Raw genomic sequence first — 14,096 nt, 5'->3', positions numbered from 1 at the left:
CCGCACTTTCCTGTCTACTCCGCCACAGGCAGCTGCGCCCCGTCCCGCAGGAACAGCGGGATACGGTCCAGCGGGGCGTCGACGGTGACGGCGGTGCCGCCCTCGTACGTCTCACCGGTCCACGCGTCGGTCCACCGGGCGCCCGCCGGGAGGTACGCCGTACGGACCGTCGCGCCCGCCGTGAGCACCGGCGCGACCAGGAGGTCCGGGCCGAAGAGGTACGCGTCGTCGATGGACCAGGCCGCATGGTCCTCGGGGAACTCGAGGAACAGCGGGCGCATGACCGGCAGACCCTCCTCGTGCGCGGCGCGCATGATGTCCAGGACGTACGGCTTCAGGCGCTCGCGCAGCCGCAGATACTTCTCCAGGATCGCGCCGGCCTCCTCGCCGTACGACCAGACCTCGTTCGGACCGCCCGTCATGTCCGGGCCGAGCGGCATGCCCGGGTCGCGGAAGCCGTGCAGGCGCATCAGCGGGGAGAGCGCGCCGAACTGGAACCAGCGGACCATGACCTCGCGGTACGCCGGGTCGTCCGGGTCGCCGCCGTGGAAGCCGCCGATGTCGGTGTTCCACCAAGGGATGCCGGAGAGCGCGGTGTTGAGGCCCGCCGCGATCTGGCGGCGCAGGGTCGCGAAGTCGGTGCCGATGTCGCCGGACCACAGGGCGGCGCCGTAGCGCTGACTGCCGGCCCACGCAGAGCGGTTGAGGGTGACGATCTCGGTCTCGCCCGCGGCGAGCATGCCCTCGTAGAAGGTGCGGGCGTTCTCGCGGGGGTAGAGGTTGCCGACCTCGAGGCCGGGGCCGGCGTGGTAGCGCAGGTTCTCCTGGAAGCCCGGCTTCAGCTCCGGTTCGCAGGCGTCCAGCCAGAAGGCGGTGATGCCGTACGGATCGAGGTAGTTGTCCTTCACCCGGGACCACACGAACGCGCGGGCCTCCGGGTTCGTCGCGTCGTAGAAGGCCACCTGGACGGTGGACGCGACCTGCTTGTCGGGCCAGTCGGCGTGCGCCATCGGGCCGTACTCGGTGCCGATGAAGTGGCCGCGCTGCTCCATGAGCGGGTGGTTCTCGGAGAGCGGGGAGACCGAGGGCCAGACCGAGACGACCAACTTGACGCCCAGCTCGGCGAGTTCGCGCTGCATCGCCGCCGGGTCCGGCCACTCGGCCGGGTCGAACTTCCACTCGCCGAGGTGGGTCCAGTGGAAGAAGTCGCAGACGATGACGGAGAGGGGCAGACCGCGGCGCTTGTACTCGCGGGCCACGTCGAGGAGCTCGTCCTGCGTGCGGTAGCGCAGCTTGCACTGCCAGAAGCCGGCCGCCCACTCGGGCAGCATCGGCGTACGACCGGTCGCGGCGCTGTAGCGGCGCTGGGCGTCCGCCGGGGTGCCCGCCGTGATCCAGTAGTCGAGCTGACGGGCCGAGTCGGCGACCCAGCGGGTGCCGTTGCCCGCGAGCTCGACGCGGCCGATCGCCGGGCTGTTCCACAGGAAGGTGTAGCCGCGGCTGGAGGTGAGCACCGGGACGGTCACCTCGGCGTTGCGCTGCACCAGATCGAGGACCACGCCCTTCTGGTCGAGCAGCCCGTGCTGGTGCTGCCCGAGGCCGAACAGCTTCTCGCCCTCGTACGCGGCGAAGCGCTGCTCCAGACGGTGGTGGCCGTTGCCGATCGGCGTGTACAGACGCGGGCCCGGCCACCAGAAGTGGGCGCGCTCCTCGGCGAGGAGTTCGGTGCCGTCGGCGGTGCGCAGGAAGCGGATCAGGCCCTCGGCGCTGACCTCGACGGTCAGGGCGCCGACCGTCAACTGGCCCTCGCCGTCCTGGATCTTGACGGTGCTCTCGGTCACCGGCGGCTCGTCGAGGAGCGCGCCGGGGAGGCCTTCGAGGACCGGTCCGCCGAGTCGCGTGCGGACGCGGACCGCGTCCGGGCCCCAGGGTTCGACACGTACGGTCTCCTGGCGGCCGCTCCACTCCAGCGCGCCGTCCCGCTCACGGAACGTGCCGACGGTGGGGGAGGACTGCGCGAGGCTGACTGCGCCTGACTGGGTCTGGTTTTCGGCAGGCTGATTCACGAGGGGTGCTCCTGAAGGAAGGAGTGGCGATACAGCCCCGGCGCCACTCGAGCGGGCCGGGACAGGATGGGGTGCCTCGGCGCCCCTGGGCGCGAGGAAAAGGGGAGTGACGGTTCGTTCAGTTGGCGGTCGGCGCCGGGCCCGTACTCGCCCGTACCGTCAACTCGGGTGCGATGAGCACGACTTCGTCCTTGCCGTGCCCCTCCAGCTTGGCGATCAGATGTTCCACGGCGTGCCGGCCCATCTCCTGAGCGGGGATGGCGACCGAGGTCAGCCGCACCGAGGCCTGCGTGGCGACCTGGTCCGGGCAGATCGCGATCACCGACACGTCCTCGGGCACGGCACGGCCCTGCCGGCGCAGCAGCGCGAGCAGCGGCTCGACCGCGGACTCGTTCTGCACCACGAAGCCCGTGGTGCCCGGGCGCTCGTCGAAGACCCGGGCCAGCGTCAGGGACATCGCGTCGAAGCCGCCCTCGCAGGGGCGGTGCAGCACGCGCAGGCCCAACTCCCGGGAACAGGCGCGGAGTCCGTCGAGCGTGCGCTCGGCGAAACCCGTGTGCCGCTCGTAGACCGCGGGCGCCTCCCCGATGACAGCGATGTCACGGTGCCCGAGCAGCGCGAGATGCTCGGCGCACAGCGCGCCCGTCGCGCCGAAGTCGAGATCGACGCAGGTCAGTCCCGAGGTGTCGGCGGGCAGGCCGATGAGTACGGACGGTTGGTCCGTCTGACGCAGCAACGGCAGTCGCTCGTCGTCGAGTTCGACATCCATCAGGATCATCGCGTCGGCGAGCCCGCTGCCGGTGACGCGGCGTACGGCGTCGGGACCCTCCTCGCCGGTGAGCAGGAGCACGTCGTAGCCGTGGGTGCGGGCGTGGGTCGCCACCGCGATGGCGATCTCCATCATCACGGGTACGTACATGTCGGTGCGGAGCGGAATCATCAGCGCGATGATGTTGGACCGGCTGCTCGCCAGGGCCCGGGCGCCCGCGTTCGGGTGGTAGCCGAGCTCCTGGATGCTCCGCTCGACCCGCTGCCGGGTGCCCGCGGAGATGGACCGCTTGCCGCTGAGGACATAGCTCACCGTGCTCGCCGAGACTCCGGCGTGCTGGGCGACCTCGGCGAGGGTGACCATCCAGCTCTCCAAGAATGTGTGAAGCGCTTCGACAGTGCGCGTTGCGGATAAGGGGGAGTGAGGGTGGCTCGACAGTAGCTCGATGGGTGATGGGTGTCCATAGGTTGTCGAAGCGCTTCGACAGGTTTCTTGCGGCGTGAGGTCGGGGCGAGGGCGGCGCGGGTTCGGCGCCCTTCTCGCACCCTCCTCACGCCCTTCTCGTAGCCTTCCCGCGCCCTCACGATCGCGCGGCAACCTTCCTGGCCCCGGCGGCCACTGAGTGGTCGTACACAGACCGTCCCCCGGAAGGACCACCGATGCAACACCGCCGACCACGCCTGTCCAAGAAGGCGAAGACGCTGCTCGCGGGCTCGGTGGCGCTCGCGGCCGCCGCAGGCGTCACCGTCGCCCAGGCGGGCGAGGCCAGCAAGAAGTGCGGTGCCTTCGACACCGTCACGATGGGCAAGTACTACGTCAACAACAACCTGTGGGGGCAGGACGACGGCACCGGCACCCAGTGCGTCTGGGACACCTCGCGCAGCGGTGACACCATCGCCTGGGGCACGGACTACACCTGGGCCAGCAAGGCCGGCAAGGAAAACGCCGTGAAGTCCTACTCCAGCACCGTGCTGGGCTGGCACTGGGGCTGGAAGACCGACAAGGCCGCCACCGAGCTCCCCGTCCGGGTCGGCGACCGCAAGCCGGTGAAGACCAGCTGGGAGTTCTCGGTCAGCTCCGACCCCGGCACCATGAACGTCGCGTACGACCTGTGGCTGCACAGCAAGAACACCGCGGACTGGCAGGACCAGCCCACCGACGAAATCATGATCTGGCTCAACCGGCAGGGCGGCGCGGGCCCGCTAGGGCCTGTCCGGCGGATCATGCCGGAGACGCGGGGTCTGGCACGCCGATCTGCGGCGTTGTCGTCGGTTGCCGACTCCCCCACTCTCGGCTTCGCTCGAGCGGGGGGACCCCCATCGCGTCGACGCCCTCCTCCGCCTTGCAGCTCGACGCACCAGACCCCGCTCACCTGCGCCGACAAGGCACCGCTGCTTCCCTCCGACTTGATCCGCCGGACAGGCCCTAGGCACCAAGTACGGCAGCGTCAGCCTCGGCGGCGCCATGTGGGACATCTACCAGGGCGACATCGGCTGGAAGGTGTACTCCTTCGTCCGCCGCACCAACACCACCAGGGCCTCCCTCGACCTGGACGACTTCACCCAGGCGCTGGTCCGCCGCAAGCTGCTGAGCAACGACAAGTACATCTCCGGCATCGAGTCGGGCACCGAGGTCTTCCGCGGCTCGGGGCGGCTCGACACGAAGGCGTACTCGGTGGACATCGGCTGACCCGAGGAAGGGGCGCGGGCCGGGCGCCGGTGACCCGAACGGCGCGCGAGGACTGGTGGGGTGGTCCGAAATCGGGTAAATACGATCGAGTAGAACCGGTCGGTAACGATCGGCCCCAAGATCCCTATTCGCGGCGAGGTGAGCCTCATGTCCGCAACACCCCACCAGGCCCCCCACCAGGCCACAGTCACCGAACGTGAGGCCCGTCAGGTCGCCGAAGCGGCCCGCGAACAAGACTGGCGCAAGCCCAGCTTCGCCAAGGAACTGTTCCTGGGCCGCTTCCGGCTCGATCTGATCCACCCGCACCCCCTGCCGGCCGACGAGGACACACAGCGCGGCGAGGAGTTCCTCGCCAAGCTGCGCGACTTCTGCGAGACGAAGATCGACTCGGCCCGCATCGAGCGGGAGGCGCGGATCCCCGACGAGGTCATCGACGGCCTCAAGGACCTCGGCGCCCTCGGCATGAAGATCGACACCAAATACGGCGGTCTCGGCCTCACCCAGGTGTACTACAACAAGGCGCTGGCCCTGGTCGGCTCCGCGAACCCGGCGATCGGCGCGCTGCTGTCCGCGCATCAGTCGATCGGTGTACCGCAGCCGCTGAAGTTGTTCGGCACCCAGGAGCAGAAGGACACCTTCCTGCCGCGCTGCGCCCGCACCGACATCTCGGCGTTCCTCCTCACCGAGCCGGACGTCGGTTCCGACCCGGCACGGCTCGCCACGGCCGCCGTGCCCGAAGGCGACGACTACGTTCTGGACGGCGTGAAGCTCTGGACGACCAACGGTGTCGTCGCTGACCTCCTCGTCGTCATGGCCCGGGTGCCGAAGTCCGAGGGCCACAAGGGCGGCATCACGGCGTTCGTGGTGGAGGCCGGCTCCGAGGGCGTCACCGTCGAGAACCGCAACGCCTTCATGGGCCTGCGCGGCCTGGAGAACGGCGTCACCCGCTTCCACCAGGTGCGCGTACCGGCCGCGAACCGGATCGGCCCGGAGGGCTCGGGCCTGAAGATCGCGCTCACCACCCTCAACACCGGCCGTCTCTCGCTCCCCGCCATGTGCGTGGGCGCGGGCAAGTGGTGCCTGAAGATCGCCCGCGAGTGGTCGGCGGCGCGCGAGCAGTGGGGCAAGCCGGTCGCCTTCCATGAGGCCGTCGGCGCGAAGATCTCCTTCATCGCGGCGACCACCTTCGCGCTGGAGGCCGTCCTCGACCTGTCCTCGCAGATGGCCGACGAGAACCGCAACGACATCCGCATCGAGGCCGCCCTCGCCAAGCTGTACGGCTCGGAGATGGCCTGTCTGATGGCCGACGAACTGGTCCAGATCCGCGGCGGCCGAGGCTTCGAGACGGCGGAGTCCCTCAAGGCCCGCGGGGAGCGGGCGGTCCCGGCCGAGCAGATCCTGCGCGACCTGCGCATCAACCGCATCTTCGAGGGCTCCACCGAGATCATGCATCTGCTGATCGCCCGTGAGGCCGTCGACGCCCATCTGTCGGTGGCCGGTGACCTCATCGACCCCGACAAGTCCCTCTCCCAGAAGGCGAAGGCGGGCGCGAACGCCGGCGTCTTCTACGCCAAGTGGCTCCCCAAGCTGGTCGCGGGCCCCGGTCGGATCCCGGGCGCGTACGGCGCGTTCCACCACCACGTGGACCTCTCCCCGCATCTGCGCTACGTCGAGCGCAGCGCCCGCAAGCTCGCCCGCTCCACCTTCTACGCGATGTCCCGCTGGCAGGGCCGGATGGAGACCAAACAGGGCTTCCTGGGCCGGATCGTCGACATCGGCGCCGAGCTCTTCGCGATGAGCGCGGCCTGCGTCCGCGCCGAACACCTGCGCGTCACCGGGGAGAACGGCCGCGAGGCCTACCAACTCGCCGACGCCTTCTGCCGCCAGTCCCGCGTCCGCGTCGACGAACTCTTCGGCCGGCTGTGGACCAACACCGACGACATCGACCGCAAGGTCGTCAAGGGCGTCCTGGCGGGCACGTACGAGTGGCTGGAGCAAGGCGTCATCGACCCGTCCGGGGAAGGCCCCTGGATCGCCGACGCGACGCCCGGCCCGTCGAAGAAGAAAAACGTCCACCGCCCCATTCGCTGACATTCTCCTCAGGAATTGACTGCTGTCCCCGTTCGCCATTCTGATGCTTGCCGCACCGAATCCGTGCGTCAACAATGAGAACAATGGCGAACGGGGACAGTGCATGCGCCAAGGAGTCGGGGAAGAATACAGTCACGGCATTTCGGTACAGCTGACGCGGGCCCGCGGGGAGGCCTGGCGCCGGCTTCATGAGACAGATCTCGTACGGGCCCTGCGGACCGTGCGCGACGAGGTGCAGCCGCTGGCGCAGAAACTGCGCGAGACCGCGCCGGAGGCCTTCGAGGCGCACCGGGACGCCGTCGCCGTCCTGCTGAACGAATGCGCGCTGGCCCTGGTCGACGCGGAACCCCGGCCGCCCGTGCCCTCCTTCGACGCGGTACGGATCCGGAGAATCGACCTCCGCGACATCGACGGTCTGCTCGATGCCGGACGGCCCGGCGAGCGACCGGTCATTCAGCAGCTTTTCCGCAGCGCGCTCGACGCGGTCAAGGACCCCGTCCTGCGCGAGGTGATCAAAGCGAATCAGCAGGGCGTCCACATTCTCCAGCGCGCCAATCGCTGGATACAGATGCTCGTGGACACCGTTTAGTCATGTTCCACTGCGGGGGGAATTCCCATGCCAGGTAAGGGTCTGGATGCCATCACCGGCAGGATCATGCGGGCCGGCGAGGGGCGCGTGCTGCGCCGGCTGCAGCGCTCCGTCGATCAGGTCAACTCCCTGCAGGAGGAGTTCAAAACCCTGTCCGACGACGAACTCCAGGCCCTCACCCCGGAGTTCAAGAAGCGCCACGCCGAGGGCGAGAGCCTGGACGACCTGCTGCCCGAAGCCTTCGCCGCGATGCGCGAGGCGGCCTGGCGCACCCTCGGCATGCGTCACTTCGACGTCCAGGTGATGGGCGGCGCGGCGCTCCACCTCGGCAACATCGCCGAGATGCAGACAGGGGAGGGCAAGACCCTCGTCGGCACCCTGCCCGTGTATTTGAACGCCCTGGCCGGCAAGGGAGTTCACCTCGTCACCGTCAACGACTACCTGGCCGAGCGCGACGCCGAGTGGATGGGCCGCGCGTACCGCTTCATGGGCCTGACCGTCGGCGTCATCAAGTCGGACTCGACCTCCGCCGTGCGCCGCGCCCAGTACGCCCGCGACATCACCTACGGCACCAACACCGAGTTCGGCTTCGACTATCTCCGCGACAACATGGCCTGGTCGCAGGACGAACTCGTCCAGCGGGGCCACCACTTCGCGATCGTCGACGAGGCCGACTCGATTCTCATCGACGAGGCCCGCACCCCGCTGATCATCTCCGGGCCCGCGGACCAGCCCACCCAGTGGTACGAGGCGTTCGCCAAGCTCGTACGACGGATGAAGGGCGTCCGCGTGCAGGACGAGCTGTTCACCCGGCCCGCGGAGAAGGAGGAACTGGGCCGGCTGCGGGCCACGTACGACTACGAGTACGACCCGAAGAAGCGCACCGTCGCGATCCTGGACCGGGGTGTGGAGTACCTCCAGGACCAGCTCGGTATCGAGAGCCTGTACGAGTCCGACCACACGTCCCTCATCGGGCATCTCAACAACGCCCTCAAGGCCAAGGAACACTTCAACAAGGACAAGGACTACGTCGTCGTGGACGGCGAGGTGCTGATCGTCGACGAGCACACCGGCCGCATCCTCGCCGGCCGCCGCTACAACGAGGGGCTGCACCAGGCGATCGAGGCCAAGGAGGGCGTGACGATCAAGGCCGAGAACCAGACCCTCGCCACCATCACCCTGCAGAACTTCTTCCGCCTCTACGACAAGCTCGCCGGCATGACCGGCACGGCGATGACGGAGGCGGCCGAGTTCCACCAGATCTACCAGCTCCAGGTCGTACCGATCCCCACGAACCGGCCCCCGCAGCGCGCCGACGACCCCGACCAGATCTACCGCACCGCGGACGCCAAGTACGCCGCGATCATCGAGGACATCGCCGAACGGAACGCGAAGGGGCAGCCGATCCTCGTCGGCACCACCTCGGTGGAGAAGTCCGAGCTGCTGTCCGCACGCCTGCGCAAACGCGGCATCCGGCACGAGGTGCTCAACGCCAAGAACCACCAGCGTGAGGCCCAGATCGTGGCCCAGGCGGGTCGCAGGGGCGCCGTCACCGTCGCCACCAACATGGCGGGCCGCGGCACCGACATCATGCTCGGCGGCAACCCGGAGGCGCTGGTATCCGCCGAGCTGGAGCGCCGCGAGCTCACCGAGGCGGAGCACCCGGACGCCTGCCGCGAGGTCCGCGAACGGATCACCGCGGCGGTCGAGACCGCGTACAAGGAGGTCAAGGAGCTCGGCGGGCTCTACGTCCTGGGCACCGAACGGCACGAGTCGCGCCGCATCGACAACCAGCTGCGCGGCCGCTCCGGACGCCAGGGCGACAAAGGCGCCTCCCGCTTCTACCTCTCCCTGGAGGACGACCTGATGCGCCTGTTCCGCGCCCAGGTGGTGGACCGTGTGATGTCGATGGCGAACGTTCCCGACGACGTGCCCATCGAGAACAAGATGGTCACGCGCGCCATCGCCTCGGCCCAGGCCCAGGTGGAACAGCAGCACTTCGAGTCCCGCAAGGACGTCCTGAAATTCGACGAGGTGCTCAACAGGCAGCGCACCCTCATCTACGCCGAGCGCCGCCGCGTCCTGGCGGGGGAGGACCTGCGCGAGCAGCTCCTGCACTTCATGGACGACACCGTACGGGCGTACATCGAACAGGAGACGGGTGAGGGCTTCCCCGAGGAATGGGACCTGGAGCGGCTGTGGGGCGCCTTCACCCAGCTGTACCCGGCGCGGATCACCATCGAGGAGCTGGAGGAGACGGCCGGCGACCGCGCGAACCTCACCGCCGACGATCTGATCGAAGCCGCGACGCGGGACATCCACGACCGCTACCAGGACCGGGAGGCCGAACTCGGGGCCGACGCCCTGCGCGATCTGGAACGCCTCGTCGTCCTCTCCGTCCTCGACCGCAAATGGCGCGAGCACCTCTACGAGATGGACTACCTCCGTGACGGCATCGGCCTGCGCTGGACCCTCGGCCGGGAACCGATCGTGGAGTACGAGCGCGAAGGCTTCGACATGTACGGCGCGATGACCGACGCCATCAAGGAGGAGTCCGTCGGCTACGTCTTCAACCTGGACGCCTCCGGCGCCGCCACGCAGACCCTCGAACGCCGCGAACGCGTCGAGGACCTGCACTTCACGGCCCCCACGTTGGACACGGCGGAGGGCGTGGTCCAGGGCGACTTCGCACCGGCGACGGCCGACGAACCAGCCGCTCCCGCCGAGCCGTCCCGCGGCGGCACCCGCCCCAGCAGGTCCAAGGCACGCCGCCGCCGCAAGCGGTGAACGGAGCGTCGCCGACGAGCGTCGGCAGCGAGCGGAAGAGGGGAGCCCTGTCCTGCGCGCCTCGTCTTGCGGCCACAATGGGGGGATGAGCGACAGTCCAGCCCCCCTCGCCGATCCGCATCTTGTCTTCGACTCCGTGGACGGAGTCCGGGATGTCGTGATCCTCGGCTCCACCGGGTCGATCGGCACCCAGGCCATCGACCTCGTGCTGCGCAACCCCGACCGGTTCCGGGTCACCGCGCTGTCCGCCGCCGGCGGCAGGGTCGCACTGCTCGCCGAGCAGGCACACCGGCTGCGCGTCGAGGTGGTCGCCGTCGCGCGCGAGGACGTCGTACCGGCACTGCGCGAGGCGCTGAGGGCGCGGTACGGAGCGGGTGAGCCGCTCCCCGAGATCCTCGCGGGCACGCAGGCGGCGGCTCAGCTCGCCGCTTCCGACTGCCACACCGTCCTCAACGGCATCACCGGCTCCATCGGCCTCGCGCCCACCCTCGCCGCCCTGGAGGCGGGCCGCACCCTCGCGCTCGCCAACAAGGAGTCGCTCATCGTGGGCGGCCCACTGGTGAAGGCGCTGGCCAAGCCGGGCCAGATCATCCCGGTCGACTCCGAGCACGCGGCCCTGTTCCAGGCGCTGGCGGCCGGCACCCGCGCGGATGTGCGCAAGCTGGTCGTGACCGCCTCCGGCGGCCCTTTCCGAGGCCGTACGAAGGCGGAGCTGGCCGACGTCACCCCGGCGGACGCCCTCGCACACCCCACCTGGGCCATGGGCCCGGTCATCACGATCAACTCGGCGACCTTGGTCAACAAGGGTCTGGAAGTCATCGAGGCACACCTCCTCTACGACATTCCCTTCGATCGCATTGAGGTGGTGGTGCACCCGCAGTCGTATGTCCACTCGATGGTTGAGTACACGGACGGATCGACGATGGCCCAGGCGACGCCCCCCGACATGCGGGGCCCGATCGCCATCGGGCTCGGCTGGCCGGAGCGCGTCCCGGACGCCTCGCCGGCCTTCGACTGGACCAAGGCGTCGAGCTGGGAGTTCTTCCCGCTCGACAACGACGCGTTTCCCTCGGTCGGGCTCGCCCGGCACGTCGGGGAGCTCGCGGGCACGGCCCCGGCGGTGTTCAATGCCGCCAACGAGGAGTGCGTGGACGCGTTCCTGAACGGCACGCTGCCGTTCAACGGCATCATGGAGACCGTCACACGGGTGGTCGAGGAACACGGCACACCCGGTACGGGAACTTCCCTGACCGTCGCGGACGTCCTCGAAGCGGAGACCTGGGCGCGCGCCCGGGCCCGGGAACTGACGGCACAGACGACAACCGCGGAGGTTCGTGCATGACGACCTTGATGATGATCCTCGGCATAGTCGTCTTCGTGGTCGGCCTGCTCATCTCGATCGCCTGGCACGAGCTGGGACACCTGTCGACGGCCAAGCTCTTCGGCATCCGTGTGCCGCAGTACATGGTCGGCTTCGGTCCGACCATCTGGTCGCGGAAGAAGGGCGAGACCGAGTACGGCATCAAGGCGGTCCCGCTCGGCGGCTACATCCGCATGATCGGCATGTTCCCGCCGGGGCCGGACGGCAGGATCGAGGCCCGCTCGACCTCCCCCTTCCGCGGCATGATCGAGGACGCCAGATCGGCCGCGTTCGAGGAACTCAAGCCCGGCGACGAGACCCGCCTGTTCTACACGCGCAAGCCGTGGAAGCGCGTGATCGTGATGTTCGCGGGCCCCTTCATGAACCTGATCCTGGCCGTGGCGATCTTCTTCGGCGTCATGATGACGTTCGGGGTCCAGACCCAGACCACCACGGTCGGCAAGGTCTCGGACTGCGTCATCGAGCAGAGCGAGGCCCGGTCCGAGTGCAAGACGAGTGACCAGGCCGCGCCCGCCAAGGCGGCCGGACTCAAGGGCGGCGACAAGATCGTCGCGTTCAACGGCAAGAGCGTCCAGGACTGGTCGGCCCTCCAGGCCGACATCCGCGCCAACCCCGGCAAGGACGTCACGCTCACCGTCGAGCGCAAGGGCGAGCAGGTGGACCTCACCGCCCACCTGATCAAGAACCAGGTCAGTCAGAGCGACGGCAGCGGCGGCTATGTCGAGGGCAAGTACGTCTACGCCGGCTTCCTCGGCTTCACCCCCGCCACCGGCATCGTCCAGCAGTCCTTCGGCCAGTCCGCGGACCGCATGGGCGACATGATGGAGAACGGCGTCGAGTCGCTGATCTCGCTGCCCGCCAAGATTCCCGACCTGTGGGACGCGGCCTTCGGCGACGGCCCGCGCAAGGCGGACTCCCCGATGGGCGTGGTCGGCGCGGCCCGCATAGGCGGCGACGTGTTCACGCTGGACATCCCGGCGTCCCAGCAGGTCGCGATGATGCTGTTCCTGGTCGCCGGCTTCAACCTCTCCCTCTTCCTGTTCAACATGCTCCCGCTGCTCCCGCTCGACGGCGGGCACATCGCGGGCGCCCTGTGGGAGTCGCTGCGCCGGAACACGGCCAAGGTGCTGAGGCGGCCCGACCCGGGCCCGTTCGATGTCGCGAAGCTGATGCCGGTGGCTTATGTGGTGGCCGGAATCTTCGTCTGCTTCACCCTGCTCGTGTTCATCGCCGACGTCGTCAACCCGGTGCGCATCTCCTAGCCAGTAGCGCGGCGTTTGTGGCGGTCGGGCATGCTGTGCGCCCGACCGCCCTTCCATGGGGTGGCTTCAGGGACGGGATGTGCTCGGGCGGGTGCCCGTGCCGTAATCTCGAAGCCTGGAGCCCACGATTCCGGGACCTTGATCCACAACTTGGGGTTGCACAGCAGATGACTGCGATTTCTCTCGGCATGCCGTCCGTTCCGACCAAGCTGGCCGAGCGCCGCAAGAGCCGGCAGATCCAGGTCGGAACCGTGGCCGTGGGTGGAGACGCGCCCGTCTCGGTGCAGTCGATGACGACGACGCGTACGTCGGACATCGGGGCCACGCTGCAGCAGATCGCCGAGCTGACGGCGTCCGGCTGCCAGATCGTGCGCGTGGCCTGCCCCACGCAGGACGACGCGGACGCGCTCGCGACCATCGCCAAGAAGTCGCAGATCCCGGTGATCGCGGACATCCACTTCCAGCCGAAGTACGTCTTCGCGGCGATCAACGCCGGCTGTGCCGCGGTCCGCGTCAACCCCGGCAACATCAAGCAGTTCGACGACCAGGTCAAGGAGATCGCGCGGGCCGCGAAGGACACCGGCACCCCGATCCGGATCGGGGTCAACGCGGGCTCGCTCGACCGACGCCTGCTCCAGAAGTACGGCAAGGCCACCCCCGAGGCGCTTGTCGAGTCGGCGCTCTGGGAGTGCTCGCTCTTCGAGGAGCACGACTTCCGGGACATCAAGATCTCCGTCAAGCACAATGACCCGGTGATCATGGTCAACGCGTACCGGCAGCTCGCCGCCGCATGCGACTACCCGCTGCACCTGGGTGTGACCGAGGCGGGCCCCGCCTTCCAGGGCACCATCAAGTCGGCCGTCGCCTTCGGCGCGCTGCTCTCCGAGGGCATCGGCGACACGATCCGCGTGTCCTTGAGCGCTCCGCCCGCCGAGGAGGTCAAGGTCGGCCTCCAGATCCTGGAGTCGCTGAACCTGAAGCAGCGCGGCCTGGAGATCGTCTCCTGCCCGTCCTGCGGTCGCGCCCAGGTCGACGTCTACAAGCTGGCCGAGGAAGTCACCGCGGGTCTGACCGGCATGGAGGTCCCGCTGCGCGTCGCCGTCATGGGCTGCGTGGTGAACGGTCCGGGCGAGGCCCGCGAGGCCGACCTCGGCGTCGCCTCCGGCAACGGCAAGGGGCAGATCTTCGTCAAGGGCGAGGTCATCAAGACCGTGCCGGAATCGAAGATCGTGGAGACCCTCATCGAGGAAGCGATGAAGCTCGCCGAGCAGATGGAAGCGGACGGCATCGCCTCCGGCGAGCCTTCGGTGTCGGTGGCCGGCTGACCGTGCTGCCGGCGACGCACTGACCCGCCTCGTGACGCGAGGGACCCGGGCTCCCCGCGGAAGCCCGGCCCCGAGCTGAGCGAACGCCCGCTCGGCCGCGACCACGGCATCCCGTCCGACCTCCGTCGCCCGCTCCC

General features: G+C 69.0%; 8 protein-coding genes and 2 pseudogenes. 8 read left to right on the top strand and 2 right to left on the bottom strand.

The features are described from left to right. Window positions 1–14: 14 nt before the first annotated feature. Both AB0D57_RS30490 and AB0D57_RS30485 read right to left on the bottom strand, forming a co-directional pair. Window positions 15–2,066 carry a glycoside hydrolase family 31 protein gene (locus AB0D57_RS30490; protein ID WP_362080050.1) on the bottom strand — a complete coding sequence of 684 codons (2,052 nt, stop codon included), beginning with the start codon at window positions 2,064–2,066 and terminating at the stop codon, window positions 15–17. Between the two features lie 118 nt (window positions 2,067–2,184). Next, on the bottom strand, window positions 2,185–3,198 hold the full coding sequence (locus AB0D57_RS30485; RefSeq protein ID WP_362080047.1) for a LacI family DNA-binding transcriptional regulator: 1,014 nt from the start codon (window positions 3,196–3,198) through the stop codon (window positions 2,185–2,187). 296 nt (window positions 3,199–3,494) lie between these two features. Here AB0D57_RS30485 and AB0D57_RS30480 point away from each other — a divergent pair. The 8 genes and pseudogenes from AB0D57_RS30480 to ispG form a co-directional block, all read left to right on the top strand. After that, window positions 3,495–3,983, top strand: a pseudogene (locus AB0D57_RS30480) (endo-1,4-beta-glucanase); the annotation flags it as partial. 295 nt (window positions 3,984–4,278) lie between these two features. Continuing rightward, window positions 4,279–4,524: pseudogene (locus AB0D57_RS30475) on the top strand (endo-1,4-beta-glucanase); the annotation flags it as partial. Between the two features lie 147 nt (window positions 4,525–4,671). After that, window positions 4,672–6,615, top strand: a complete 1,944-nt coding sequence (locus AB0D57_RS30470; protein ID WP_362080044.1) for an acyl-CoA dehydrogenase family protein — start codon at window positions 4,672–4,674, stop codon at window positions 6,613–6,615. A gap of 220 nt (window positions 6,616–6,835) precedes the next feature. Next, window positions 6,836–7,204 carry a hypothetical protein gene (locus AB0D57_RS30465; RefSeq protein WP_362080041.1) on the top strand — a complete coding sequence of 123 codons (369 nt, stop codon included), beginning with the start codon at window positions 6,836–6,838 and terminating at the stop codon, window positions 7,202–7,204. Between the two features lie 27 nt (window positions 7,205–7,231). After that, window positions 7,232–9,991 (top strand): preprotein translocase subunit SecA, encoded by a 2,760-nt coding sequence (gene secA / locus AB0D57_RS30460; protein WP_362080038.1) that lies wholly within the window; start codon window positions 7,232–7,234, stop codon window positions 9,989–9,991. 85 nt (window positions 9,992–10,076) lie between these two features. Then, window positions 10,077–11,333, top strand: coding sequence for a 1-deoxy-D-xylulose-5-phosphate reductoisomerase (dxr, locus tag AB0D57_RS30455; protein WP_362080035.1), 1,257 nt, complete (start codon window positions 10,077–10,079; stop codon window positions 11,331–11,333). Further along, window positions 11,330–12,634, top strand: coding sequence for a site-2 protease family protein (locus AB0D57_RS30450; protein ID WP_362080031.1), 1,305 nt, complete (start codon window positions 11,330–11,332; stop codon window positions 12,632–12,634). Before dxr ends, AB0D57_RS30450 begins: the two co-directional genes overlap by 4 nt. A 167-nt stretch (window positions 12,635–12,801) precedes the next feature. Next, entirely contained in the window at window positions 12,802–13,959 is a 1,158-nt protein-coding gene (gene ispG / locus AB0D57_RS30445; protein WP_362080028.1) for a flavodoxin-dependent (E)-4-hydroxy-3-methylbut-2-enyl-diphosphate synthase, read from the top strand. The last annotated feature ends 137 nt before the right edge of the window (window positions 13,960–14,096 follow it).

It is taken from the genome of Streptomyces sp. NPDC048275 (genome assembly GCF_040652275.1).
Taxonomy (GTDB): domain Bacteria; phylum Actinomycetota; class Actinomycetes; order Streptomycetales; family Streptomycetaceae; genus Streptomyces.
This window is presented reverse-complemented; position numbering and strand designations above follow the sequence as displayed.

What these genes read in the sequence shown, in the direction of transcription:
- AB0D57_RS30485 (WP_362080047.1), bottom strand. Translation starts at nt 3,198, where the DNA reads ATGGTCACCCTCGCCGAGGTCGCCCAGCACGCCGGAGTCTCGGCGAGC.
- AB0D57_RS30470 (WP_362080044.1), top strand. Translation starts at nt 4,672, where the DNA reads ATGTCCGCAACACCCCACCAGGCCCCCCACCAGGCCACAGTCACCGAA.
- secA (WP_362080038.1), top strand. Translation starts at nt 7,232, where the DNA reads ATGCCAGGTAAGGGTCTGGATGCCATCACCGGCAGGATCATGCGGGCC.
- dxr (WP_362080035.1), top strand. Translation starts at nt 10,077, where the DNA reads ATGAGCGACAGTCCAGCCCCCCTCGCCGATCCGCATCTTGTCTTCGAC.
- AB0D57_RS30450 (WP_362080031.1), top strand. Translation starts at nt 11,330, where the DNA reads ATGACGACCTTGATGATGATCCTCGGCATAGTCGTCTTCGTGGTCGGC.
- ispG (WP_362080028.1), top strand. Translation starts at nt 12,802, where the DNA reads ATGACTGCGATTTCTCTCGGCATGCCGTCCGTTCCGACCAAGCTGGCC.